Source organism: Photobacterium chitinilyticum, assembly GCF_004104355.1.
Classification (GTDB): Bacteria; Pseudomonadota; Gammaproteobacteria; order Enterobacterales; family Vibrionaceae; genus Photobacterium; species Photobacterium chitinilyticum.
The window spans coordinates 400,476-426,108 of the sequence record NZ_RJLM01000003.1 but is presented as its reverse complement, the minus strand read 5'-3'; the positions used below and the strand labels follow the sequence as shown (position 1 = coordinate 426,108).

Below are 25,633 nucleotides of genomic sequence, written 5' to 3'. Positions count from 1 at the left end.
GATCACCCTCACACATGAAAATTAGAGGGTTGACGTAATTCAGTGCATCAATAAGACTTGGTTTCGGTAACGTTCCCGAAATTAAATATGCTGCTCCACCCCCGCAGTATTGAGATGGGATGTTAGCGATGCAAACCACATAAGTGCTTGACCTAAGCTTAGGGTTAAGATGTATTGAAACGGTCTGAGCGTGAATCTTGTTCACGACGGAGGTATATAAGATGGACTTTCCTGTCATTGCCCGACAATTAATCGAAAAACTGGGCGGAAAAGAGAATATTGCAGCTGCGGCGCACTGCGCAACGCGTCTTCGTTTGGCGCTACATGATGAGAACAAAGCAGATCTCAAGGCTATCGATGACATCGATGGTGTGAAGGGGCAGTTCAAGGTGGCGGGTCAAATTCAAATCATTTTTGGTTCCGGCATTGTCAACCAGGTCTATGCTGCGATGTCTGAGCAGACTGGCCAGACTGAGATGTCGACCAAGGATGTTGCTTCGGCTGGTGCTGAAAAACAGAATATCGTGCAACGCGCAGTTAAAGGGCTGTCAGATATCTTTGTTCCGATTATACCGGCTATTGTCGCCGGTGGTCTGTTGATGGGTCTGTTTAATGTTTTGACCGCGACGGGCTTGTTTATTGACGGCCAGTCTCTGATTGATGCCTACCCGGGAATGGCTGATCTGGCCTCGATGATCAATACCTTCGCCAACGCGCCATTTGTTTACCTTCCTGTTTTATTAGCGTTCTCGGCAAGTAAGAAATTTGGCGGCAACCCGTTCCTCGGCGCAGCATTGGGTATGCTGATGGTTCACCCGGATCTGCTCAATGGCTGGGGATTCGGTGGTGCCAGTGTTAGTGGCGATATTCCTGTCTGGAACATTTTCGGTTTTGAAATTCAGAAAGTGGGTTACCAAGGCTCGGTGTTGCCGGTACTGGTATCAGCCTTCATTCTGGCAAAAGTCGAGAATGGACTGCGCAAGGTGGTTCCATCGGTGTTGGATAATTTATTGACACCAATGCTGGCTATTTTCATTACCGGTTTTCTGACCTTCACGCTAGTCGGTCCAATCACCCGTGATGCTGGCTTCCTGTTGGGCGACGGCTTGAACTGGCTGTACGAATCGGCTGGCTTTATCGGTGGTGCGCTATTTGGCTTGGTCTACGCGCCGTTTGTTATTACCGGCATGCACCATAGCTTCATTGCCTTCGAAACGCAGTTACTGGCGGACATCGCGATAACAGGTGGTACCTTTATCTTTCCAATTGCCGCCATGTCCAACGTGGCGCAAGGCGCAGCGTGTCTGGCCTTTGGGTTTACTACCAAAGATGTCAAAGCCAAGGGGATTGCAATGCCGTCGGGTGTCACCGCGCTGCTGGGTATTACCGAACCGGCAATGTTTGGCGTGAACCTCAAGTATCGCTACCCGTTCATTGCGGCCGTAATCGGTGCTGCCTCGGCGAGTGCGTTCATTACCCTGTTCAAGGTCAAGGCTACGGCGCTGGGTGCGGCTGGCCTGCCGGGAATCATATCCATTAGCCCTGATAGCGTGTGGTACTACGTTGTCGGTATGGTAATTTCATTTGCCGTAGCCTTTGGCTTGACGCTGGTATTGGGTACGCGCGCAAAGTTTAAGTCAACGGCGGCAGTGGTGTAGAAGCCAGCGCTGTTCAATTAGGTAGTGTTACAGGAGCCGGCATTAAGCCGGCTTTTTAGGCGTAGCGCAAAAGGCAGAGCTCGTACTCCAGTTATAGGCCAGAAGTCTATAGCATTGCGATACCGGTGAAACAAGCCTAGGATGATTGCCAGTCCCAAAAGAAATAATAGCTAGATGGAGTTTGACCCGTATGGTGGCAAAAGTTGAATTAAGCCCGCAAGGTCCGCAATTTTCTGAATTAGTCCAGGGATATTGGCGATTGGCGGACTGGCAGATGAGCCCGTCACAGCGACTTGGTTTTCTCAAGCAGCACATTGAGCTGGGGATTTCGACAGTCGATCATGCCGACATCTATGGTAATTACGGCTGTGAGGTGCTTTTTGGTGAGGCGTTGGCACTGGAGCCAAGTATTCGCGAGCAGATTGAGATTGTTACCAAGTGCGATATCAGGTTGTGTTCCGACCAATTTCCCGGTCGTAAAATCAACCATTACGATACCGGCAAGGCCCACATTGTGGAGTCAGTCAATAACTCATTGTCGCGGCTGCAGGTCGAGAATATTGATGTTTTGCTGATCCATCGTCCGGATGTCTTGATGGATGCGGATGAAGTGGCCGAAGCATTTACCGAGCTACAACAGCAGGGCAAGGTGAATCACTTTGGCGTCTCGAATTTTTCGCCGTCACAGTTTGATTTGCTGCAATCCCGCCTTGAGGCACCATTGGTAACCAATCAGGTAGAAATCAATCCGCTGAATTTTGAGGTGGCTCATGATGGCACCCTCGATCAGCTGCAGTTGAAACGAACCAAACCAATGGCGTGGTCCTGCCTTGCCGGCGGCGACATTTTCTCGGGCCAGTCAGAGCAACAGATACGAGTTCGTAATGAGCTTGAACTGATCCGTGAAGAAGTGGGGGCGACCAGTATTGATCAGGTCATCTATGCCTGGGTACGCCGCTTGCCGTCGAAACCATTGCCAATAATCGGCTCGGGTAAAATTGAGCGAGTGCAGGCCGCTATTGCAGCACTGGATATTGAACTGAGTCGCGAGCAGTGGTTCCGCGTCTGGGCGGCCTCTAAAGGACACGGCGTGCCATAAGCCTTTAGACCTTGTTGAATACCGGTAAGGCCTCGTAGAGAGGCCTTATACTAATCTAGCCTACTCCAGTACTGGTGACTTAAACCCTTCAGGTTTGAGGGTGATCACCGAGCATTGAATTTTATCCAGCATGTATTCGGCTGTATTACCCATGACGAAGCCTGCAATCCCTGTTCGACATACGCTTCCCATGATCACCAGATCGATATCATGACTGTTGATGTAATCCGGCAAGATCTTCTTCGCATCCCCTTCGAGCATGGTGATTTTAACCGATGTCTTTGAGTTGGTATAAGGTTCCAACAAGGCTTCGAGACGGGATGCCCTGTCTTCGCGTAATTTTTTGGCAATAACTGCGATTTCCAAATCATCACAACGGTTCCATTCGCGCAGGTACCCCTCGCTTTCTAGACGCCAGGCGTGACAGAGGTAAAGGGTGGCCTGGTTCATGTCGGCAAACTCGAAAGCATGCTGGAGGATTTTCTCGTTAAGCTCTGTCAGATCGGTACCTGTGACATCAATGGCAGCAACTACTTTTTTAATTCGCAGAGGCTCTAGCAAAGGGTGGATAGTCCAAAGGGGGATGTCAGATTCTCGCATTAAATGACGAGTCGAGGTGCCCCACTGGCAGGCTGTTTCTTTATTATCGCGATGGGCATCAATAACGATGAGGTCACTGGAGGTCTTGGCGGCACCCTTGATGATTTCAATGTATGGAATACCAGTCGCGACGATGGTGTCAAATTCAATGTCGGGATACTGGGGGCTTAAGATTGCGATGTGTTCTGCAAGCTCTTTCTCACACTGACGAGTTGCGTTATCGAGTAGATTCAACGTTGATACCGAGTAGCGGCTAAGATCTTCCATCTCAGCCAGTTTTTCAATGACGGTGAAAAGAGTAACGCAGGCTTTCTCCTGATTGGCGAATTGCAGTGCCTGATGAAAAGCGGTGCCGAGAGGTTGCTTGGGCGCAAGAGGAAAGAGTAAACGTCGGTAAGACATAGTGGCCTCCTTGAATGGCTGATAAATAGCTTGGCTCTATTTAGTTTTACTGATTATGGCGCGCTCTCAACTTCAAATTACAGTTTTATCATTAAATGATGTATCAGTTTCTGGACTCGCGCACCCGATAGTGGTAATTGACGATAACTATCCCTTGATATTCAATTTGGCCGGGTACGCGGGACAGTTCACGTACCATTACATAACTGTTGTCGATCTTGATTGACCTGACGTCAAGCCGTGAGGGGGGGACCCGTAATGATCGGCTTAAATCAAAGGATTTCTGGCTATTGATATCAGCCATAATTGTATACCCTTCTTGATAGGCACTTTTTTTGTGTTCGACATAGTCGGTTCTGAACGTTGAGGTACCTGTTTGAAAACGATAATTTCCCAATGTGACAAAATGATCGGCAACAGACAAAGCACTAAAGAAAATGAGGAGGGAGCTGGCTAATAGCTTCTTCATAACATTGCTCCTCTACGTGAGGTATTTGGAGAATATTCTGAACGGATTAGTAAATTATGTTTATTGTTAATTCTAAGTCTGAAACTAGGTTGTTGCAAATATAAGAAACTGCTGAGCGTGATTGAAAATCAAAGGGTTATAATGTGCATTGTTTAATGACAAGTTAATAAAAAGGCGGCGTAGCACGCCGCCTTTGGTTACGCTGGTAAAGACCTAGATTTTAGTCACTGTGTAGGTGTTGCTATTGTCGTGAAGGGTGATGCGGTATGTGCCTGCACCCTCACGAACGATGATATCGGTGCCGCCTTGTTCAAGGCTACCATCAGCGCCGTTGTCGCCGAAGTTTTGGCTCCAGTCACCGAACACATCAAATTTGAAACGCTCATCGCTGCTACTACCAAAAGTGACATCAACCTGCCAGGTATTGTCTGCGATCAACGCCATATCGGTGCTGGTCCAGCCATTGTTGGTGCCACGGATGGCGAAGCTAGGCTGATTCGATGCAAAGCCGCAGTTGTTCTGGCAAGCTTCAGCTGTGATGACCAGAGTCTTGGTATTCTGGACTGATTCGATCCCAGTGCGAACTGAAACAACACTGCCTTCCTTGATCCAGCCTTTTGCCCCGGCCTTTTGCAAGGCTGTGCGGTTGGCCAGCTGCGGAAGCGGTGAACCATTAAGGGTTACCGTTGCCTTGTCGGCTGCATTTATCAGATAACGAATTTCGTTGTTTCGGCTGCTCTGCGCGCCGACAAAGCTGCCGTTTGCTGCGCCGATAGTTATTTTAACGCCGTTACTGATAGGCGTTTGGCTGAGCAGGGTCTCGCGTACCTGGTAATGCGGCACGCTGCCTTTGTCGTAATAAGCGACCGTACTGCCGTCATCTTCATAGAGGGTGAAGCTGCTGGCTTCACTCGACGGGAAGATTTTGGCGATCAGCTCGTTATGACTTGAACCGTCTTTACGATGGCCAAAGACATCCTTAGTCTGGGGATCGACAAACATCATCGGAATGATGGCACCGGCACGGGCATAGGCAGGTACGCGGTTGCGGTTCTCTGATGAAATCCACTGGTTGACGTTGGACAGGGTAATACCATCGGCACTGTCGTACTTCTCGAAGGTGTGATAGTTGTACCAGGTACCGGCTGGCAGGTAGACATCACGGCTTTGGGCAAACTGAGTCGTCAAGCTGGCGACCAGAATATCTTTACCAATCATTTTTTGATCAGCCAGACCAATTAGTTTGCTGTCATCCTGATAGTAGAAAGGCATCGGAGCAATAACGGGCTCACCATATTGGTACGCGCGGTGGGCCAGCGAGTAGTAGTAAGGGATCAGTTCATAACGCTGGCGCAGATTACTTAGGTTGCCTGACTTATTGCCGATCATCGCCGGAGAGGTTTCGGTAACAATACAATCGCTGCCGGATGCGCCGGGCATACCGCAGTTATTACCGTGCGGACGTAGCGGAATATCCAACCAGGCTGCATTGGCAAACCACAGGCTGTACATTTCGTCTTCGTTGTAGCCGGTTCCCGTTGCAATTGCGGTGTCTCGTTTGCCCTTGTCATCGGATTTTCGCCAGAACCCACCAATGTCTGAGCTGTAGTAGTCAATACCGGCAAAAGACATCTGCATGGCTGCGTTATAGTGCATGTTCATATGATCAAGACGACCGCCGATGTCGCCAGACCACAATCCGGCACCGAAGCGCTGTGATCCCACGGTACCGGCACGTGCTATAGAGTAGGGACGCTGCGGGTTTTGGTCGTGGTTACGCACATAACCGTCGTAAATAGATTTGCTCCACAATAGGTTGTGGATGTTGTTGTAGTCGGCATGCTTGCCGGTGGCATAGCAGGCACTTGCCCGGTAATCTTCCGGTTCACCCAAATCAGTCCAGTGGCCCAGTATACCCAGATCGGTAATGTTGGGTTTGCGCACGTTGTCATGCCACCAGGCAGCAGCTTTACTGTTTGACCAGTCGATCATGCCGCTGACGCCAAACCAGTTATTGAATTCAGTTACATCGTCGGTACCACAGTTTTTGGCGAATCCGCCCTGAGCAGCCATACCGTTGTAGTTGGTGCCGCCGTAGTTTCCCTGTTTGGAAACATAGGATTCTTCAATGGTAATAAGGCCAATACCATCATTTTTCAAGCTGGCTACTTTGTTGGCAGGATTGGGGAATGCTTGCTCGTCAAAGCGCAGGTCGCCCATTGGGTTTGCCGGGCTGTTGTTCTGCCACGCATGCTTGAAACCAAACCATGCGACATCCAGCAGGGCACCGTCGACCGGGAAGTCGTTTTGACGCAAAGTGCTGATTGTATCGTCCAGTTCTGCCCAGTTGTCATAAGAGAATTCGGAAACCCACATTCCGAGGGCTTTTTTAGGCGGAACCGGTGGACGGCCTACTAACTCCATGAAGTCACTGCGTAAGTCAGGCAAGTCTGCACCGCTTAGATAATAGAAATTAGTTTCGGCAGCATCTTTGTTGCGTATTTCCCACCACTCGCGGGAAAGGTTGAAGTTGTTTTTGAATTTGGAATCCAGGAATAGGGCATAGTTAACGTCGTTACCCACGGCATAGAGAACAGGAAACTGTAGTCGCGGAGTGGTTGCTCCGGCATAAGCACCGTCAGTGTAGGTCACGCTGCTGAAGGTGTTACCTCTATCATCCGGTGTACCAAATCCGCCAGCTTTCAGCCATTCGCCATTGATCTGGCCGCCATTATTGGGGTCGATAGGGGCGAAGGTTTGGCCCAAACCATAGACCGAGTGCATGCCGATATTTTGAACGGATGCTCCTTTCCAGGTGGCATCATAAATGGCTGGACAGATAGCTGCACTCTGTTTATTGCTTTGGTTTCGCTCGATTATGCTGATACAACCGTTGTTGCGGTCGACACTGACACTCAGCTCTTTAGTACTAAAGCCGTTTGAGCCGGGATTGTAAACCTGTGGCCCGGTATAGTCTTTTTTAAAGACCATGGCAGTATTGTCGATTGTTGCCGCGCCATTGGTGTTGTTGTGATGGCGAAAAGAAATATGTATCAAATCGTCGTCCAGTACTTTGATGACTGTGCTGGCCGATCCGTAATTGACAACATAAGCCTCAGGTACTGCGGCAAGGCATATGCCGGGTGTTAGCAGATAACAAATCGCTAAGAGCTTTTTATTCATGTGATGCTTATCCATATGGTTAGCTAAGATTCATATGTATTTTCTATGCATCTGAACTAATACTCCTCCTCCTTGATACTAAGCCCCCTCTAACTAATTTCTAAAATTTTGAAGCGTGATGCATTTTGTAGTGGTTTGGCTTGCGATGTATCGTATGGATAATGCGAAATTCCTGCCATATAACCTCTTAAGTCCATGCTAATTCATTCATTTTGATCAATTGCTCTGCTTTGAATTATTTTGAAGGTTGTTGGGCTGTAGTAAACAAAAATGAACAATTAAGCAACTGAGTGCGCATGATAAATGGTGAGAGTACGCTTAAATTTTCAGTGTTCAACCCCATAAAAAAAATGTGGAAATCGAGCATTCATCTAAGCTTTGAGATGAAAATACCCAGTTGCATGAAAGAGACAATATGCAACACAACGAGAGCAGTGTAAGCAAAAGAGGTTGGCTATGGACAATGAAAAGTTGGCTGTACGATACTTGTACTGGATCTTTTCGACGATGACTTTTGCGGTATTACTATCATGGTCGATAACAGTAAATGCTCAGCCCAAGGCTTTGATCATGAAGCCTTTTGCTCAGCTAAGCGATCAAAGCAAGGAGTGTGCAGCCTGTCATAAAGATAAGAATCCGTCTATTTATGCCCAGTGGGGCCGTTCAAAACACTATGGTGCGAATGTTGGTTGTTATGAGTGCCACCAGGCAGATCCTTCCGATAAAGATGCGATTAAGCATGAGGGTTATGATATTGCCGTTATCGTTTCGCCAAAAGACTGTGGCCAGTGCCACAATCAGGAAGTCGATCAATTTTCGAAAAGCCACCATGCCAAAGCAGGCCAGATAATTGGATCGTTGGACAATTTCCTCGCTGAAGTGGTTGAAGGGGCATTGACCTTGAATGGCCAATCTCCGGCTGCGGTAAATGGTTGCTGGCAGTGCCATGGTTCGGAAGTCAAAGTGCTGGAAAATGGCGACTTGGATCCGACAACCTGGCCTAATACTGGGATTGGCCGAATTAATCCGGATGGTTCCATCGGTGCATGTACTGCCTGTCACCAGCGGCATGAGTTTGACATGGTTCAGGCCCGTCGTCCGGAAGCTTGTGGTAAGTGTCACCTTGGTCCAGATCATCCGCAAAAAGAAGTCTATGATGAATCGAAGCACGGAATTAACTTCTATGCCCATGTCGATAGGATGAATCTTGATTCAGCCAAATGGATTGTTGGCGAGGATTATGATGCAGCCCCTACTTGTGCTACCTGCCATATGTCTGCTACCCGTGAGTTGCCGGTAACCCACGATGTCGGTGATCGTATTTCCTGGACATTGCGTCCTGCAATTTCAGAGAAAATTGACGCCAAAGATATTGCGTTGGGTAAAGAAACCAAAACTTGGCAAGCGCGCCGTGCGGATATGCAAAATGTTTGTCAGGCCTGTCATACTAAATCGATGATTGAAAACTTCTACATCCAGTTCGATTCGTTGGTTGAACTCTATAACGAAAAGTTTGCCCGTCCGGGGAAAGCCCTGATGACGACACTAAGCAAAGAGGGGATGCTGACCGAAATAGGGTTTGATGAAGAAATTGAGTGGACATGGTTCTATCTGTGGCACCACGAAGGCCGACGTGCCCGTCATGGTGCGGCGATGCAGGCACCGGATTATGTGCAGTGGCATGGTATGTATGAAGTTGCCGAACGTTTCTACATCGAGATGGTGCCTCAGTATCTTGAGGTGGTAGAGAAAGCCGAGCATGGTGGCAACAAAGAGGGGGCAAAACGCGCCCGTGCGGTGTTGCAAGAAATTCTGGATAGACCAGAGCATGCCTGGTTTAGCGGCAAAGAACCTGATTCGGTGAAAGAAGCCCGTAAGAAAGCGCAGGCTGAGTTTAAGGCCCGCTATCTGAGCGAAAGTAAGGAATAACTATCCGGGGAGGCCGGTTCTGCCGGCCTGACTCCTAAGTGAGGAACGATGGGAGAAGAACTATCTCGGACGCAACGCTTGTGGCGATGGCTGAAAAAACCGCTGCTGTGGGGGATACCGATTGGCATCTTCCTTGCCATATTGGCTATCGGGGCATTTCAGGGGGTGATGGTTGCGTCCAATCAGAATGCATTCTGCTTTAGCTGCCACCTCAGTATGGATACTATAGTCCAGGAATATAAGGCCTCGCCCCATTATGTCAGTGATGACGAAGTGCTGGCGACCTGCGCGGACTGCCATGTCCCGCATGGCTTTGTTGATAAAATGAAGGTGAAAATCGTCGCAACGGCTGATATCTATCACATGATCAAGGGCACCATAACCAAGGAGAACTTCGAAGAACACAGGCCAAGATTGGCAAAAATGGTGTGGGAAGATATGCTGGCAAATGATTCCGAAGCCTGTCGGACATGTCATGTGGGTGATAATTTTGATCTGAGCAAGCAACCCCAGCGTGCGAGATTGAACCACGAGATGATGGAAAGTCGGGGCGAAACCTGTATTAACTGTCATACCGGGATCGCCCATAAACGGATTGCAATAGAGTAACGAAGGCTGCGCCACGGGCGCAGCCTGTTTACCTGAAGCCTCTTCCTTACTATTGAGCGGTCGCCAGATATTTTTCCATTTCAGTGGCCGGTACCATACCGCCGCCAGTGGCCCATACCAGATGGGTCGCATTGCGCATGATCTCAGCGGTGAAGCCCTGTCGATCGAGATACTCGGTATTTTGCTGCACATGAATCGGGCCGACCATCCCGGCCAGTGCCGAAGGTTCTAGCTGGATATCTTCAGCCTGGCTGAGGCGTCCCAGCAGGTTATACATTTCTTGATCGTCAACCGTGAAATATCCGTCCAGCAGGCGCTGCATGGCACGTCCGACAAAACCTGATGCACGGCCGACCGCCAGACCGTCAGCAGCCGTAACATTGTCGATACCAAGATCCTGAACGGCAATATTGTCGTGCAATCCGGTATGGACACCCAACAGCATGCAGGGTGAATGGGTCGGCTCGGCAAAAATGCAGTGGACGTTATCACCAAAGGCCAGCTTGAGACCAAAGGCAACGCCGCCAGGTCCGCCACCGACGCCACATGGTAGGTAAACGAATAGCGGGTGCTTACTGTCGACAGTGATATTCATATCGGCAAACTGTTTTTTGACGCGCTCGCCCGCAACGGAATAGCCCAGGAATAGGTTCTTGGAGTTCTCGTCATCGACAAAGAAACATTTGGGATCGTGAGCGGCTTCTTCGCGCCCCTTTTCAACCGCAACGCCGTAATCCGATTGGTACTCGACCACATTTACTCCGTGGGAGCGAAGCTTGTTTTTCTTCCATTCTCGCGCATCGGCGGACATGTGGACGCTGACGTTGAACCCCAGTTTGGCACTCATGATGCCGATAGACATCCCCAGGTTACCCGTTGAGCCGACAGCAATACTGTACTGGTTGAAAAACTGGGTGAATGCATCTGAGTGGAGCTTCTCGTAATTATCTTCAATCGAGAGTAATCCGGCTTCGATGGCGAGTCCTTCAGCGTGTTGTAGTACCTCGTAGATCCCGCCTCGCGCCTTGATTGAGCCAGAAATAGGCAGGTGACTATCTTTCTTTAGCAATACTCTGCCGGCGATATCGGTGTGGTAGCGCGAGCTGAGTACCTGCTGCATGGCGGGAATAGCCTGAATGTCAGATTCAATGATCCCGTTGGTGACGGCTGTTTCCGGAAACACCTTGCACAGATAGGGAGCAAATCGCTTCAGACGATCGCTGGCATCTTTGACATCATTCTGGTCGAGGCCGACATAGGGCAAGCCTTCTGCCAGTGTGGTGATATTCGGGTTAAACCATGCCAGCTCTTGCAAATCGATTAACTGCTGAACCAATGGGTAATCTGTAACAAGTTGTTTGATTTGATCAGTATTCACAATAATTCTCTTCTTTCGAATTAGATGATGTAGGACAGCAGGAATGTGCCGCCTAGTGCGACGACAGACGCGATGGCAGTTGCTGTCGTATAGTATTTGAAGGTGTCGTTGAGGCTTGCTCCCGAATACTGCTTCACTAGCCAGAATAGTGAATCGGTCACAATGGTACAGCCAATTGCGCCGGAGCCGATAGCCAGAGTAATGATTTCTGGTGATACGTCAGGGTACAAAACCAGCATTGGCGAAACGATAGCCGTAGAGCCCATCATCGCAACGGTTGCCGAGCCCACCGCAGCGTGCATTACCAAAGCCACTAACCATGCCAACAGAATAGGGTGCATGTGCCAGCCTGCAAGAATAGTGGCCAGCCCGTCGCCCAGGCCGCTTGCATTCAAAACTCCATTGAATGCGCCGCCTGCACCGATGATCAAAAGAATGTTGGCGATGGACGAGAAGCAGTTTTCTGTTTTATCAAGCAGCTGCGCCATGCCCATGTTCTGCTTCAGGCCCAGTAGGTAGTAGGCATTGAGCGCAGCGATAAACATGGCGGTGATCGGGTTGCCGATAAATTCAATGACAGTGTAGAGCGTTGTGCTCTCGTCCAGCTTAAGCTCGGCTCCTGTTTTCAGCAGCATCAGCACGATAGGCAGCAAGATGGTAAAAAGTGTTGCAGCAAGAGAGGGAAGATCTTTCTCACCTTTTTCCTGGTCAGAAGCGAGTTCCGCAGGTACTGAGGTGAACGGCAGGCGATCGCCAACCAGCTTAAGAAACAGCGGGCCGCCAATTAATGCTGTCGGCAAGCCTAGAATAAATCCATAGAGGATCACGGTACCGACATCGGCACCAAGCGCATTGGTCACATAGAGTGCTGCCGGGTGCGGGGGCATGATGCAGTGAACTGTCATCAGCGCGGTTCCCAGCGGGATCGCCAGCTTGAGCAATGAGGTATTGGTTTTCTTGGCTATCGAAAAGGCCAGTGGGATCAGCAGAACGACGCCGACTTCAACAAATAGGGTTATACCACACACCAAGCCGATTAGTACCATTACCACATCAGCTGAAATATAGGGCAACCGCTGTAGCGTCAGCCCGATACGTTCGGCCGCACCGGAGATTTCCATCATCTTGCCCAATATTGTTCCGAGGCCGATGACTATTGCGAGAAAACCCAAAGTGCCGCCAACCCCGTTTTCGATAGCACTGATCATCTCGACGGGGTTCATTCCCATTACGCTCCCGACGAAGAAGCTCGAAAAGAGCAGCGCCAGAAAGGGGTGAATTTTTAATTTTACTATCGTGAACACAATTAAAGCTATTGAGCTTATTAATGTGCCAAATATCCACATGTCCGAATACATATTCTTGTCCTTTTCCTTGTCTGTATAAGATCTTTTGTTTCGGTGCTCATTAAAGCTTTCGGGGATTTGGCTGACAAACGATCAATATTCACTTTTCAGATGAGCCAGATTGAATCAAAAAGATGATCCTGCTCAAAATGTGGCGCTTTGGGGTGGCAGGGGTCACACAAATCGATATGAAACCGAGACTCAATAGTCGTTTAGGCATACTGTGGTGACTCTTAAATTACGATGTTTGTTAATCTCATGTACGCAAAAAACCTGCCGTTAACAGGAAATATGCTGTTAAATGGCTACCAGTTATCTAAGTTACATACTTTTGAGGTGGCGGCGCGCCACCTTTCATTTTCGATGGCGGCCGAGGAACTTTCGCTGAGCCCGAGTGCCATTAGCCATAGGATTAATGGGCTTGAAGATGAACTGGGCTTCAAATTGTTTGAGCGGTTTCACCGTAAAATAAGGCTGACCAGTGAGGGGGAGCGGATTTATATTGCCTTGCAATCGTCATTGGCGCTGATTAATCAAGAAGTTGCTGAGATACGAAATAATGAGATTTCAGGCTCGCTGACAGTATATTCCCGCCCGTCCATTGCCCAGTGCTGGTTGGTTCCCAAGCTGGCGGACTTTCATCAGCGGTATCCATCCATTAATTTGGATATTCTTACCGGTAATGAGTATATCAATTTCAATAACTACAATATCGATCTGGCGATTTATTACGATAATCAGCCGCCGGAAGGTTTGTCTTGCGAACAGCTGATGAGTGAGACCATTGTACCGGTGTGCAGTCGGGAATATGCCCTTCAGCATGACTTGTTTGATAATCCGTTAGGACTGGCAGCCTGTACGCTGCTGCATGACAAACAGGCATGGGATTACAAATCCGGTATGGATGAGTGGCATTTTTGGTCTGAGTCATTTGGTCTTAATAGCTTGGTGTCGTGTCGGGGGATTGGCTTCGACCGCTCTGATTTGTCGATTGTGGCGGCAATGAATCATGCCGGGGTTGCAATGGGCAGGCATACTTTGGTTAACAAGCGCATTCAAAGCGGTGAGCTGGTGAAGCCGTTTCCCGAACTTGAAGTCAGCTGCCAGCATAATTATTACGCGGTAACACCGAACAGTACCCACCACCCGAGAGTGAAGGTGTTTGTCGACTGGATGAAAGAGAAACTGGCGGAATAGCGCTATTCACTTTTATTGCTGCTATTTGTTTCAAAGTATGACCCTCGCCAAATACGAAGGGACAAATGTCCTCGTTGCCAGGGCTCGGGCTTTCTTACAATATCGCCAAGCTTAAAACCTATGTAAAAAACTATGAAAGGACAACAGGATGGATTTTGCAGCTTGGTTCGATATTAATAATACCTTAGTAAATATTCCGATCGGTGGCGGCTACGCAATGTCGTGGATCGAAGCGGTCGGAACGGTATTTGGTTTGCTGTGTATATGGTACGCAAGTCAGGAAAAAACAATTAATTATTTGTTTGGTCTGATTAACGTTACCTTATTTGCAATCATCTTTTACCAGATCCAGCTTTACGGGATCCTGCTTCTGCAGTTCTTCTTCTTCTGTGCCAACCTGTATGGCTGGTACGCATGGACAAGACCAGCCTCGGACTCCGGGGATATGCTGGAAGTTCGCTGGCTTAGTAAGCAAAAGCTGGTGGTAACGGCAGTAGTCAGCGTACTGGCGATCGGCCTGATGACTATGTATATCGATCCGTTCTTCTTTGCATTAGCCAATATTACCGTTGATGGCCTGAATCTGTTTGGTGCCGATTTGGCACGTCCGACGCTGGAACCTGATGCGTTTCCGTTCTGGGATGCAACAATGACTGTGCTGTCAGTGGTTGCGCAAGTTCTGATGACCCGCAAATATGTTGAGAACTGGATGCTTTGGGTGGTGATCAACGTGATCAGTGTCGGTATCTATGCGGCTCAGGGCGTGTATGCACTGTCGATAGAATACGCAATCTTGCTGTTTATTGCTGCGAATGGTACCCGAGCGTGGATGAAAACAGCCAAGCAAAACCAAGCTAAGCAGGTTACGACTAAGAAAGAGGCAGTAGCATGAGTGTACAGCCTCATATAGCCGTTAGTGCCGAACAAGTCTCCGAACGAGTCATTGTGTGCGGCGAACCGGATCGGGTCAATCGCATTGTCGCTTTGCTGGAACGACCTGAATTGCTGGCCGATAACCGAGAGTATCGGGTGATGAACGGGCAGTATCAGGGACAGCCGATCACGGTGTGCAGCACCGGTATCGGTGCCCCTTCGGCCATTATTGCGCTTGAAGAACTGGCGCAATGCGGTGCTAAATATATGGTACGTGTTGGTTCGGCCGGTGCTCTTCAGGCGAATATCGGCCTGGGTGAATTGATTGTGGCGGAAGCCGCAGTTCGCGATGAAGGTGGCTCCAAGGCCTATGTCGCCAGCGAGTTTCCGGCCGTTGCCAGTCATCAGCTTGTCGCGGGTATCTCGTCATATCTCAAGCAGCGTCAATATCCATCTTATGCCGGTATCGTGCGGTCGCATGACAGCTTTTATACCGATGGTGAAGATCAACTTTGCCAATATTGGAATAAAAATGGGGTGCTGGGGGCTGACATGGAAACCTCTGCGCTGCTTACTGTCGGCCGGTTACGCGGACTTCAGGTGGCATCGGTACTGAATAATGTTGTTTTGTATCAGCAGGATGTACAGGATGGTGTTAACCAATATGCCAGCGCCGACGAGGTGATGATGCAAGGTGAGATGATGGCAGCCGAAGCGGCTCTCTATGCGCTTTGTATTCAACCTTAGTCATTAGCACTACTGGTGTTGTCACCTTGTTATTTCGAGCCCGGCTTACGTCGGGCTTTATTGTATGTGATCTGTATAGCGAAGAGGATGTTGTGCTACAAGCAACGTTTCGCTAGGATTTGATGACTTTCAGGCTGCTGCTCTTTATCTTATGCAACTAAAACCTTACCAGACGGGTCGCTTTACCCAGCATTTAAATGCTCTGTATCAAGAGTTCCGTCAGGCATTTTATCAATGCCAGACTCACAGTAAGTATTATCAGGCGGGCGAGGAGATTTTGCGTCAGGGACAGGTTGTTGATCATCTGTACCTGACTTCTGTCGGCCGGGTATCGATGAATATTTCCGCCGTCAACGGCCGACGTTTCCAACTAGGCGAAGTTGACTGTGATTGCCATGTATTCGGCGAAATGGAACTGTTTACCGATACGCTATGCCAATGGAGCGTCGTTGCCGAGGAGCAGCTGGAAGTTGACGTGATCTGTTTGAAGTCTGTGGCTGATCTGCTGCTCGAGCGTCCCGAGTTTACCTTGTTTTTTGCCAGTGCACTGGCGCATGACTACCAGGATTCGCTGGATATCTATACCTACCGATTGTTGCACCCTATTACCTATAATATTGCCTATGATCTTTGGCATCGCCATCAAGAGAGTGTGATGTTGGGATCTTTCGATAAAGCCGGCCAGGAAGCCGAGCGTTTTGGTACCTCAAGTAGGGTATACCGACGTGCAGTGAAGGAGCTAATTGACAAAAATCTGGTAGTAAAAGACGGTGCAGAAATCAAAGTGGTTGATTTGGATGCGCTGAAAGTCTTTATTGATCAGTTCGAGTAGTTGTTTTCTATATTTCCCTTTAGTGACTGAGTAAAGACGTTGCACTTGTGCCGCGTCTTTTTGCTTTATAACTTCCGGTATTATGCGGAATTGACTGTATTATGCTCAGCGCAATATATGGTGATCAGATTGCATTTTTGATAATTGCTTTATTCATAACCGCTTAAATATCCCTCCAAAGCCTGTCGTGTCAGTGTTTCTATTCTTTATCGGCTTCTTTAATACTCCTTCAGTTTCTATTCTCGTAGGTGAATAAATAAACACAAGAACGAAGTGCGACTTTCATCACTTTATTGATGTAACAAATAGTGGAGCATTCACGCATAATTTGAAATACATCACCAAAGAGTACATTTTCATGTCTTACTTGCATTTTATTTTTGGCCTCGCTGTTGTGGCCGTTTTAGCATTGGTTGTCAGCAAAGACAGAAAGAGCATAAAAATTCGCTACATCATTCAGCTTCTTGTGATTGAGCTGGGACTCGCATACTTCTTGCTTGGCTCTTCAGCCGGAACCGGCATTGTGACGAAGTTTTCTGACGGTTTTGAAAGCCTGATGGCATTTGCTGCTGAAGGGACTAATTTTGTCTTTAGCGGCGTCGTTAATCTAGGCCAGTTCGATTTCTTCATGCATGTATTAATGCCTATTGTGTTTATTTCGGCACTTATCGGTATTTTGCAACATATCAAAGTACTTCCCGTTGTTATTCAATTTATTGGTTTTGTTCTCTCAAAAATCAACGGAATGGGTAAGTTGGAATCGTTTAATGCCATTAGTGCATTGATGGTCGGCCAGTCGGAAAACTTTATTACTTACAAAGATATTCTTGGCAAGATGTCCGAACGCCGTATGTACACATTGGCCGCAACTGCGATGTCGACCGTGTCTATGTCAATTGTTGGCTCCTACATGCAGCTGATTGCACCTAAGTATGTAGTCGCGGCCCTGATTCTTAACATGTTCAGTACTTTCATTATTCTGTCGATTATTAACCCATACGATCATGAAGCGGAAATGGATTTTGATGATCTGGTTAACAGCGGAGGCGAAGAAAAGCTGACATTTTTTGAAATGCTGGGCGAATATATTCTTACGGGTTTTAAGGTGGCCGTAATTGTTGCAGCAATGCTGATTGGTTTCATCTCGCTGATCGCGATGGTGAACCAAGCCTTTACCTGGGCGTTTGGAATTAGCTTCCAAGATACTATTGGTTACCTATTCTATCCTGTAGCGTGGCTGATGGGTGTACCTGCATCTGAAGCTCTGCAAGCTGGTAGTATCATGGCGACTAAACTGGTTTCTAACGAGTTTGTTGCAATGATGGCACTGCAGGAGAAGATGGCGGGTCTGTCAGTTCAAACCGTCGGCACCTTATCTATCTTCTTGGTATCATTTGCTAACTTCAGCTCTATCGGCATCATTGCCGGCGCTGTAAAAGGTGTGAATGAAGAGAAAGGAAACATGGTGGCACGCTTTGGTTTGCGTCTGCTGTACGGGTCAACACTAGTCAGTGTGCTGTCGGCAATGATTGCCAATGTCATGATTAGTTAAGCCGTCATCTGTGCAATTATCCTCCGCTCGCTTTTGATAAAGCGAGCGGAGGCATTCGGGTTAGCTGCTCAGCGAATCCTCGTAAAACAACTAGCTGTTTCCTTTCGTTCCTTGATTGTTCTTCTTATTGGCCCGATCGTTCGACGGTCTGTTTTTCGGATTATTGCGTCCCACGTTTTGTTTGCTTTTCGGCACATAATTCAAAATAGAAATTGGCACTTCTTTTCTTGGTGCAAATCCTTCAACTTCTTTTCGGGTAATAAGGTGTCCTAGGCGGCTTTCAATCATACAAAGATTCTTAAAGTCGTCTTTTGATACAAACGAGACAGCTTCGCCGGAAGCCCCAGCACGACCGGTACGGCCAATACGGTGAACATAGTCATCAGCAGGAAACGGTAAATCATAGTTGACGACACGGGTCAGGTTATCAATATCAATACCGCGAGCAGCAACTCCTGTTGCCACTAGCAGATTGAGTTTGCCCGATTTAAAGTCAGCCAGTAGTTGTGCACGAACCTCCTGACTTCTACCGCTATGAAAAGCCTCGGCATTAATACCGCGTTTTTCTAGTTGGCTGACCAGTTTTGCGGCACCATGCTTGGTTTCGATAAAAATCAGCGCCTGATCCCACTGGTTCTCCTTAATCAAATGACTCAGCAATGCCGATTTCTTGTCTTTGTCGACAGTGATTAGCCATTGGTCTATTTGTGGAGTGGTTGCACTGTCTGGAGAGACCGAGATTTCAACTGGGCTATCGATGGCTGTTTTGGCCAAGATGCGAACCTGTTTAGATAGCGTGGCCGAAAATAGCAGGTTTTGTCGTTCTAAAGGTAAGCGTTCAATAATCTTATTGATGTCTTCGATAAAGCCCATGTCGAGCATTCTATCGGCTTCATCCAGTACCAGTATGTCCAACTCGTCAAAATGCACGGCGCGTTGGCTATACATATCCAACAGCCTGCCTGGAGTTGCAACCAGAATATCGACACCTTCAATAAGTTGTTGTTTCTGCTGCCTGGCGTCAACGCCACCATACATTGCCAGTGAGTTCAGCGCTAGATGCTTGCTGTACTGTGCAACATTATTTTCTACCTGCACCGCCAATTCTCGGGTTGGCACCAATATGAGTGCGCGAATACGTTTCCGACGCACAGTACGCTGTTCTTCACTTAGCATTTGTATTATTGGCAATACAAAGCTCGCCGTTTTCCCTGTTCCAGTTTGGGCCGCTGCAATAAGGTTCTTGCCCGTCAATATGACTGGAATGGCTTTCTCTTGAATCGGCGTTGGGGTTTCGTAACCGAGTTCGGTTACAGCTTTTACAATCGGATCGCTTAATCCAAGCTTGGAGAATGGCATGTTGAATCTCAGGTATATGATTAATTTACCCACTGTTATGGCTGGTGGCGATAACAGAAGAATATGAATGTGCGCATTCTAACATGAAGCAAGGCTGTCAGGGATACTCTGCTGTTTATGACAAGCCTAATCAGCGAACGTCATTAATATATTTCTGTTGCCGAATAACTTGGACGGGTAGCGCGTAGAGAAAGTGGGGTATCTCGAAGATGTAGATTGATTTTTTGCAATAAACGCTTTTTGGTGATCGGCTTCATTAAGTGATCTTCCATCATCACTTTAATCGTAGTGGCAATATCATCACCATACTCACCAGATAGAGCAACAATCGGCACTGAGGGGGAAATCTTCCGTATCTCGGTTGTTGCTTCAAATCCATCCATAACCGGCATACGAATATCCATTAGGATAAAGTCGACGTTCTCAGCCTTTACAATATCGATTGCTTCTCGACCATTTTCGGCCTGCATAAAAGTGATCCCTTCACTTTCTAGATAGCCTTTAATCAATAAGCGATTGACCCACATATCGTCGACTACCAATACTTTTTTCCCTATAAGGTTACCCAGAGGTTTCAGATTGCCGTTGTCGATCATTTGTTGAAAACTGAAAAGGAGTTCCTCTTCTGTGGTGTTGAGAAAACCTTGAATAAGACAATGTGGAAGCGCTTTGGTTTGAGTATCAATACGAATATTCGAGCAGACAATTATAGGGGTAACTTGGGCGATGGCGCCTAGCTTTCCTGAACGGATCGACTTGATAGCTTCGGTTGATTGTTGGATCATGTCATCATGAACCAAAACAAAATCATAATGACGAAATGAAAGTACATGCGTCATTTCCTTCAAGCTTGCTACTTTCGTGACTTTGATGTCTAGCTCATAGAGTAATACTGTTAACTTCATGCTTGATGAGAAGTCTCCAACCAAAAGGCAGTACTTTCCTTGTAGAGCATGTTTAAAACGATTTATTGTCTCTTTGTCATAAGTCGAACTCAAACTAGGAAAGCTCAGGGTAAACTCTGTAAATTTGCCCAGCTCTGAACGGCAGGTTATGTCACCACCAAAAGCCGTCATAACACGCTTACAGTAGGCTAGGCCAAGGCCGTTGCCATTGTTTTTTCCTGAGGTATACATTTCATCGAAAATGCATGGAAGGTGGTCTGCGTCTATACCTGGGCCTGTATCTGTAAATATAACCGTGTTTTGCTCCTTGCCTGGGCATAGTTTTATGTTTACTTTCATGTCGGGATGTTGAGTTAAATAAAACAGACTATTGTTTAATAAATTAAAAATGATGAAGCTATAGAGGGTATCGTTACCTTTGAAAATGAAATCAGAATCTGATTCTAGTGAGATTGCATATTTTGAATCGGCATCTTCGAAATTATAGTCATGCAGTGACTGAGAGATCAGATCTCTTGCAGAAAAGAGACGGAAAGACTCAGAATTGATCCTACCGCCCTGCAGCTCGTTAAGGATGACTTCTATGAACTTGGAACCTAACTGGACAGCACTTTTTACTTCACAGATATTTTGGTAGATAGTTTTCATTTCTGAAGAGGCATAAGGGATCAGAGATGAAGTATCCAAGTCAAACAAGTCAGCATCAATGCGTTCAAAATGATACTGAATTTTGGATAATGGGTTTTTCATTTCGTGTGCAATAGAGCCTGCAAGTAGTTGGGATTTTCGTATCTGATCCTCGGCATAAATAAACTTGTTTGATTGCTCAAGCACTAGTTGAAGGGCGGTAATTTCCTCATAGCTAAAAATCCCACCTTCATTCTTCTTCGATACCATGAATAGGTGAGTGATTTCATGGTTGTTAAAAATCGGCAAAATCAAGGCCGAATCACTTTCAGCCATGTTGTTTCTAATTTTTGTGAGATTTTCAATGTTGGATGAATGATACTCGATGAAATAATCAAGCTCATCCTTTAGTATTGCCTCATTCTGGGATTCAAGGTAATCAGTTAGTGCTGATTGTGAGGGGTTAATTCCAACTTTTATTATTTTCCCAGTGTTTGAATTCAGAATCTCTTTTACTTTACGTAATGCTTCGTCACTGGATTCTTTAAAGTCGTTGACTAGACCATGAATGTTATTAACTGTGCTATTCGGTGAACCATAGATAAATCTATTTATATGTCGTTGAAGTACATTTAAACTTTTTTTCCAAAAAACGCCACTGATAATTATCCAAAATCCGACTAAAGCAAATTGATACCCACTTTGTTCTATTTGCACGATCACGATTACTGGCGATAGATATAAAGCAGCATTTAGTAAATAACTAATACTTAAATGTAACATATACCTCAGACTATAAAAGCGGTCATAAAAGATAGCGTAACCAACAAGAATCTGTTCAAAAATAGAAAGAGCTGGAGGTATCCAAGTTGAAGTGTAGTTATTAGATGTGCTTGGAAGAATTATATGGCATATTAATGTTGATATCATGAAGATTGAAATGCCAAACATCATGTAATTACTTTTGGTTATATTTATTTTTAGCTGACTTTTTCTATATAGATAAAAGTTTCTGAATGTTAATATCAGTAGAAAGAAGCCAAAAATGAAAAATTTATGAGAGGCTTCTCCTAGCGTAATTGAAAACACCCCAATAGAATTTATCTTAACACCAAGAGTGGTTAGTTCTGGGAAGATGAATATTCCAATCGACACGATGACGCCTATTAGAAAAACACATAGCTGATAGGGTTTTAATGTTTTGTTTGATCTTACGAGTAGGCATGAAAATAAAAATGCGAAGTTGGCTGATAACAAAGAAGATGAGTTGGCGATTAAAGCTATCTCTTTTGCAATATTGGAACCGAAATAGGGTAACAATGTTGATTGAAAATACGCGTTTGAAATGACCCAAATATTAATGAATAACAAATATAAAGAGTAGGTGTAAAATATTGATTTTTTAACTTTAACTTCATTTTTCGTTAAGAATAATAGGTAGTAAGAGAGCCAAATTGAGATGATTATTGTTGAGATTATTAAAATGGAAAATTGCAACCGGGCGAAAGAAGATAAAATGAGTTTAATAAATTCATAAGTCATTATTGCTTTACCGTCTAACTACCAGTCAAATAAAGTTATGTCAATACTGTTTTTTACTATATGAGTGTAATTTTATATGTTCTTGGTTTTTTAAGCAATCAAGATAGTCATCAGGATGCACTTAGGTGGTTTGCTTTGATTGTATTGATCAATTTGGACTATTACTCTTAATTCTATACCATTTAATGATGCTGGCAATATTTTATTCTTAATGCGCAGCGTGGTCTCATATCATGTTTTGATGCTTGTTTCAACCTGTTATGTGTGACAGGTTTCTATTGATTAATCCATTGATATCTTATCGATATTTTTGGAGGACACTAAAATGAACCTAACATTCAAGCAACAGACATTTGATTCGATATCAAAACCTGATTATATGAGACTGTTAGAACTAAGGTATGATGTATTTAGGAAGAGATTAAAATGGGATTTAAAAACAGAAGGAAATCTAGAATCAGATCAATATGATACGCCTGATGCATCATATGTTTATATTGAGGATGATACGGGGAATATACTTGGTTGTGGGAGGCTTATTCCCACAACTAAAAATTATATGCTAAAGGATATTTTTCCAGAATTACTTGGTGAACAGAGCGCAGTAGAATCAAGTAATGTTTATGAATTAAGTCGGTTTTGTATTAATAAAAGTTCATCTAAAAGTAATTGTACTTTAAGCAACTCAACTTTGTTTTTATTTAGAGCTTTATATCTTCATGCTGTCGATAAAGGGATTTCTGAATATTTAACTGTTTCTACGTTACCTATTGAACGTATGCTTAAGCGTACTGGACTCCCTTTTGAGCGAGCGGGTGATAAAAAAGTCCATACATTAGGTAGCACCAAATCAGTAACGTTATCAATTAAAATAGATGATGATCTTAAAAGGTCCGTAATGCGAGAACACTGATTTTACCATGGGGTAAATAAATCGGCTTAATAAATAATCAAACCGAAATATAATCAAATAAAACACAATGTGTTAAAAAGGGATGTTCGGGAATATTATTCCTGATAATATCCCTTTTGATATTGCTTGATACTTATTTGATGCGTCTAACTTATTGCAGGCATTTTGCAGGTGAAAGCTTACGGTTCGCTCTGAGCAGTCAAATATTTTTGCTATCTCCCATGCACTTTTACCTTCAGTTGCCCACATTAAAGCTTCCGTTTCCCGACTAGTGAGTTGTTGATGTTTGATGCTATTTTTTAATGCCGTTTCGTCAATCTTATCTTGTAAGTAGGGGATGATAGTTTGAGCTAAACTAGCAGCATAGAAAAACAAGTCTTGATTATAGTCATTTGCTTCTTTTAATGAAAAGCTGATTGTACTAAATCGTCCTATTGAGTTGTGGATCGGAATAGTGAAACTAGGAGGCATTGTCCTGATGTTTCTATCAGAAATATAATTAAAGTAGTAATGATTTTGCCTCGGTTTCTCAAGTTTTCCCCAAAGGACAGGTATTCGGTTTTCTTTACAGTAACGGATTAATATTTTATTAATATTTCTATCTCTAAAGATCTGTTCCTTCTCCTTACTATAATTGGTTAATGTTATTTCCTCTGTTTTGGTGATTGATATTGAGTTTGAGACAGTAAAAAAAAACAGTCAAATCCAATTCGATTTGTGATGTCACTGAGGGTAGCCGTTAAATCACTTTCTGATTTTGCCGAACGAATGCAGCCCCTCAGGTTATAAATATCATACATACAATGTCCTCATACTAAGTGTCTTTGCACAATCATAAAATTTCTGTGCTCTCAAAGGTTTGCGGAGCGTTATCCTATGGATAATATTTCTGTGTCAAATAATGTTGAAAGGGAAAAACCATTACTTCGGTTATTTTTCTTGAACTGAATATGCTGGCCTCATTCTGACTCCTGCATGTTGAGGTACCTTGGGGCCTGCTTTGGACTGTCGCAAATCGGCTATTGTTCGCCGCAACCGGACATTCTTTTCTTGTATTGAGCATTAGGCTTCATCAAAAGGGAGCGAGTCTGCGCTCTGGCATCCATATGTGTTTGTCTGGGAAGGCGCTATCAATGAGTGAAAAGAAGAATCACTATTCGGGCTTTGGCCTGTTTAAGCATGCATTGAGTTTTCATGAGCATTGGCAGCGGGTATGGCGAAATCCGCAACCAAAGCCTTTTTATGATGTCGTGATTATCGGCGGAGGCGGACATGGGCTGGCCACGGCGTATTACCTGGCCAAAGTACACGGCATCACCAATGTGGCGGTTGTGGAAAAGGGATACCTGGGCGGTGGCAATACGGCCCGTAATACTACGATTGTCCGATCCAACTATTTGTGGGATGAGGCGGCTCACCTCTACGAGCATTCGCTTAAGCTGTGGGAGGGGCTGTCACAGGATCTTAATTACAATTTGATGTTCAGCCAGCGGGGGGTGTTGAATCTTGGTCATACCTTGCAGGATATGAGGGATATCGAACGCCGGGTCAATGCCAACCGGCTCAATGGTATTGACGGGGAGGTGCTCGATACTGCTGCGGTTCAGACCTTGGTGCCATTGCTGGATTGCTCACCCAATGCCCGTTATCCGGTGTTGGGGGCGAGTTGGCAGCCACGGGCTGGTACGGCACGGCATGATGCTGTTGCATGGGGCTTTGCCCGCGCGGCTGACAAGCTGGGGGTCGATCTGATCCAACAAAGTGAAGTGACCGGGATCCGGGTGAGTAATGGCCGAGTGCAGGGAGTCGAGACCAAGAACGGCTTTATCGGCGCAGCCAAGGTGGGGTGCGTAGCCGCGGGTAATTCCGGCGAGATCGCCAAAATGGTCAACATGACTTTGCCTATCGAGTCACACCCGCTCCAGGCCATGGTATCTGAACCGCTCAAACCTTGTTTGGATACGGTGGTAATGTCCAATCATGTTCACGGTTATATCAGCCAGTCGGATAAAGGCGATATGGTGATTGGAGCCGGTATCGATAGTTATCTGGGGTATGGTCAGAGAGGATCCTTTCCGGTTATCGAGCACACCATTGCCGCAATTATCGAAATGTTCCCCTTCCTCAGCCGGGTCCGGCTCAATCGCCATTGGGGCGGTATTGTTGATGTTTGTCCGGATGCCTGCCCGATCATCAGTCCGACAGCGATTGACGGTTTGTATTTTAATTGCGGATGGGGAACGGGCGGATTTAAGGCGACTCCGGGTTCCGGCCATGTATTTGCCGACACCATTGCCAATGACAGGCCGCACCCTTTGGCGCAGCCTTTTAGTCTCGACCGCTTTGTCAGCGGCTACCTGATCGATGAACATGGCGCAGCAGGTGTAGCGCATTAAGGTATCTACTTACCTTG

Annotated in this window: 19 protein-coding genes; 11 read left to right on the top strand and 8 right to left on the bottom strand. The window is 46.1% G+C overall.

What is annotated here, in order from left to right; translation table 11 throughout:
• Window positions 1–221: 221 nt before the first annotated feature.
• Both EDI28_RS10840 and EDI28_RS10835 read left to right on the top strand, forming a co-directional pair.
• Window positions 222–1,658, top strand: a complete 1,437-nt coding sequence (locus tag EDI28_RS10840; RefSeq protein WP_128783862.1) for a sucrose-specific PTS transporter subunit IIBC — start codon at window positions 222–224, stop codon at window positions 1,656–1,658.
• A 190-nt stretch (window positions 1,659–1,848) separates the two neighbouring features.
• Window positions 1,849–2,757 carry an aldo/keto reductase gene (locus EDI28_RS10835; RefSeq protein ID WP_128783861.1) on the top strand — a complete coding sequence of 303 codons (909 nt, stop codon included), beginning with the start codon at window positions 1,849–1,851 and terminating at the stop codon, window positions 2,755–2,757.
• Between the two features lie 60 nt (window positions 2,758–2,817).
• Here EDI28_RS10835 and EDI28_RS10830 read toward each other — a convergent pair whose 3' ends face one another.
• The 3 genes from EDI28_RS10830 to EDI28_RS10820 all read right to left on the bottom strand — a co-directional run bounded on the left by EDI28_RS10830 (window position 2,818) and on the right by EDI28_RS10820 (window position 7,411).
• The gene (locus tag EDI28_RS10830; RefSeq protein ID WP_128783860.1) at window positions 2,818–3,759 is read right to left on the bottom strand and encodes a universal stress protein; all 942 of its coding nucleotides are present in this window, start codon (window positions 3,757–3,759) and stop codon (window positions 2,818–2,820) included.
• A gap of 103 nt (window positions 3,760–3,862) precedes the next feature.
• The gene (locus EDI28_RS10825; protein ID WP_128783859.1) at window positions 3,863–4,228 is read right to left on the bottom strand and encodes a DUF3316 domain-containing protein; all 366 of its coding nucleotides are present in this window, start codon (window positions 4,226–4,228) and stop codon (window positions 3,863–3,865) included.
• A gap of 213 nt (window positions 4,229–4,441) precedes the next feature.
• Window positions 4,442–7,411, bottom strand: a complete 2,970-nt coding sequence (locus EDI28_RS10820) for a TIM-barrel domain-containing protein (protein WP_164918531.1) — start codon at window positions 7,409–7,411, stop codon at window positions 4,442–4,444.
• 456 nt (window positions 7,412–7,867) lie between these two features.
• On the opposite strand from EDI28_RS10820, the gene EDI28_RS10815 reads away from it, so the two are divergent.
• Both EDI28_RS10815 and EDI28_RS10810 read left to right on the top strand, forming a co-directional pair.
• Window positions 7,868–9,340 (top strand): multiheme c-type cytochrome, encoded by a 1,473-nt coding sequence (locus EDI28_RS10815; RefSeq protein ID WP_233353349.1) that lies wholly within the window; start codon window positions 7,868–7,870, stop codon window positions 9,338–9,340.
• A gap of 48 nt (window positions 9,341–9,388) precedes the next feature.
• On the top strand, window positions 9,389–9,949 hold the full coding sequence (locus EDI28_RS10810) for a NapC/NirT family cytochrome c (RefSeq protein ID WP_128783857.1): 561 nt from the start codon (window positions 9,389–9,391) through the stop codon (window positions 9,947–9,949).
• A gap of 49 nt (window positions 9,950–9,998) precedes the next feature.
• Here EDI28_RS10810 and dsdA read toward each other — a convergent pair whose 3' ends face one another.
• Together dsdA and dsdX are read right to left on the bottom strand one after the other, a co-directional pair.
• On the bottom strand, window positions 9,999–11,327 hold the full coding sequence (gene dsdA / locus EDI28_RS10805; RefSeq protein ID WP_128783856.1) for a D-serine ammonia-lyase: 1,329 nt from the start codon (window positions 11,325–11,327) through the stop codon (window positions 9,999–10,001).
• A 20-nt stretch (window positions 11,328–11,347) separates the two neighbouring features.
• Window positions 11,348–12,673: a D-serine transporter DsdX gene (gene dsdX / locus EDI28_RS10800; protein WP_233353356.1), complete on the bottom strand. Its 1,326-nt coding sequence runs from the start codon at window positions 12,671–12,673 to the stop codon at window positions 11,348–11,350.
• Window positions 12,674–12,931: 258 nt separating this feature from the next.
• Here dsdX and dsdC point away from each other — a divergent pair, with 258 nt between their 5' ends.
• The 5 genes from dsdC (at window position 12,932) to EDI28_RS10775 (ending at window position 17,874) form a co-directional block, all read left to right on the top strand.
• Window positions 12,932–13,870 (top strand): DNA-binding transcriptional regulator DsdC, encoded by a 939-nt coding sequence (gene dsdC, locus EDI28_RS10795; protein WP_128783936.1) that lies wholly within the window; start codon window positions 12,932–12,934, stop codon window positions 13,868–13,870.
• 148 nt (window positions 13,871–14,018) lie between these two features.
• Window positions 14,019–14,762, top strand: a complete 744-nt coding sequence (pnuC, locus tag EDI28_RS10790) for a nicotinamide riboside transporter PnuC (protein WP_128783854.1) — start codon at window positions 14,019–14,021, stop codon at window positions 14,760–14,762.
• Window positions 14,759–15,490 carry a nucleoside phosphorylase gene (locus EDI28_RS10785; RefSeq protein ID WP_128783853.1) on the top strand — a complete coding sequence of 244 codons (732 nt, stop codon included), beginning with the start codon at window positions 14,759–14,761 and terminating at the stop codon, window positions 15,488–15,490. Before pnuC ends, EDI28_RS10785 begins: the two co-directional genes overlap by 4 nt.
• A gap of 151 nt (window positions 15,491–15,641) precedes the next feature.
• Window positions 15,642–16,322 carry a Crp/Fnr family transcriptional regulator gene (locus tag EDI28_RS10780; RefSeq protein WP_128783852.1) on the top strand — a complete coding sequence of 227 codons (681 nt, stop codon included), beginning with the start codon at window positions 15,642–15,644 and terminating at the stop codon, window positions 16,320–16,322.
• A gap of 358 nt (window positions 16,323–16,680) precedes the next feature.
• Window positions 16,681–17,874 (top strand): NupC/NupG family nucleoside CNT transporter, encoded by a 1,194-nt coding sequence (locus EDI28_RS10775; RefSeq protein ID WP_128783851.1) that lies wholly within the window; start codon window positions 16,681–16,683, stop codon window positions 17,872–17,874.
• Between the two features lie 90 nt (window positions 17,875–17,964).
• Here EDI28_RS10775 and EDI28_RS10770 read toward each other — a convergent pair whose 3' ends face one another.
• Together EDI28_RS10770 and EDI28_RS10765 are read right to left on the bottom strand one after the other, a co-directional pair.
• On the bottom strand, window positions 17,965–19,233 hold the full coding sequence (locus tag EDI28_RS10770) for a DEAD/DEAH box helicase (RefSeq protein ID WP_128783850.1): 1,269 nt from the start codon (window positions 19,231–19,233) through the stop codon (window positions 17,965–17,967).
• Between the two features lie 143 nt (window positions 19,234–19,376).
• Complete coding sequence (locus tag EDI28_RS10765; protein WP_233353347.1) at window positions 19,377–21,920, bottom strand: ATP-binding response regulator; 2,544 nt, start codon at window positions 21,918–21,920, stop codon at window positions 19,377–19,379.
• Between the two features lie 712 nt (window positions 21,921–22,632).
• Here EDI28_RS10765 and EDI28_RS10760 point away from each other — a divergent pair.
• On the top strand, window positions 22,633–23,220 hold the full coding sequence (locus tag EDI28_RS10760; protein ID WP_128783848.1) for an acyl-homoserine-lactone synthase: 588 nt from the start codon (window positions 22,633–22,635) through the stop codon (window positions 23,218–23,220).
• A gap of 72 nt (window positions 23,221–23,292) precedes the next feature.
• On the opposite strand, the gene EDI28_RS10755 is transcribed toward EDI28_RS10760, so the two are convergent.
• Window positions 23,293–23,691: a helix-turn-helix transcriptional regulator gene (locus EDI28_RS10755; RefSeq protein WP_128783847.1), complete on the bottom strand. Its 399-nt coding sequence runs from the start codon at window positions 23,689–23,691 to the stop codon at window positions 23,293–23,295.
• 662 nt (window positions 23,692–24,353) lie between these two features.
• On the opposite strand from EDI28_RS10755, the gene EDI28_RS10750 reads away from it, so the two are divergent.
• Window positions 24,354–25,616 (top strand): sarcosine oxidase subunit beta family protein, encoded by a 1,263-nt coding sequence (locus EDI28_RS10750; RefSeq protein WP_128783846.1) that lies wholly within the window; start codon window positions 24,354–24,356, stop codon window positions 25,614–25,616.
• The last annotated feature ends 17 nt before the right edge of the window (window positions 25,617–25,633 follow it).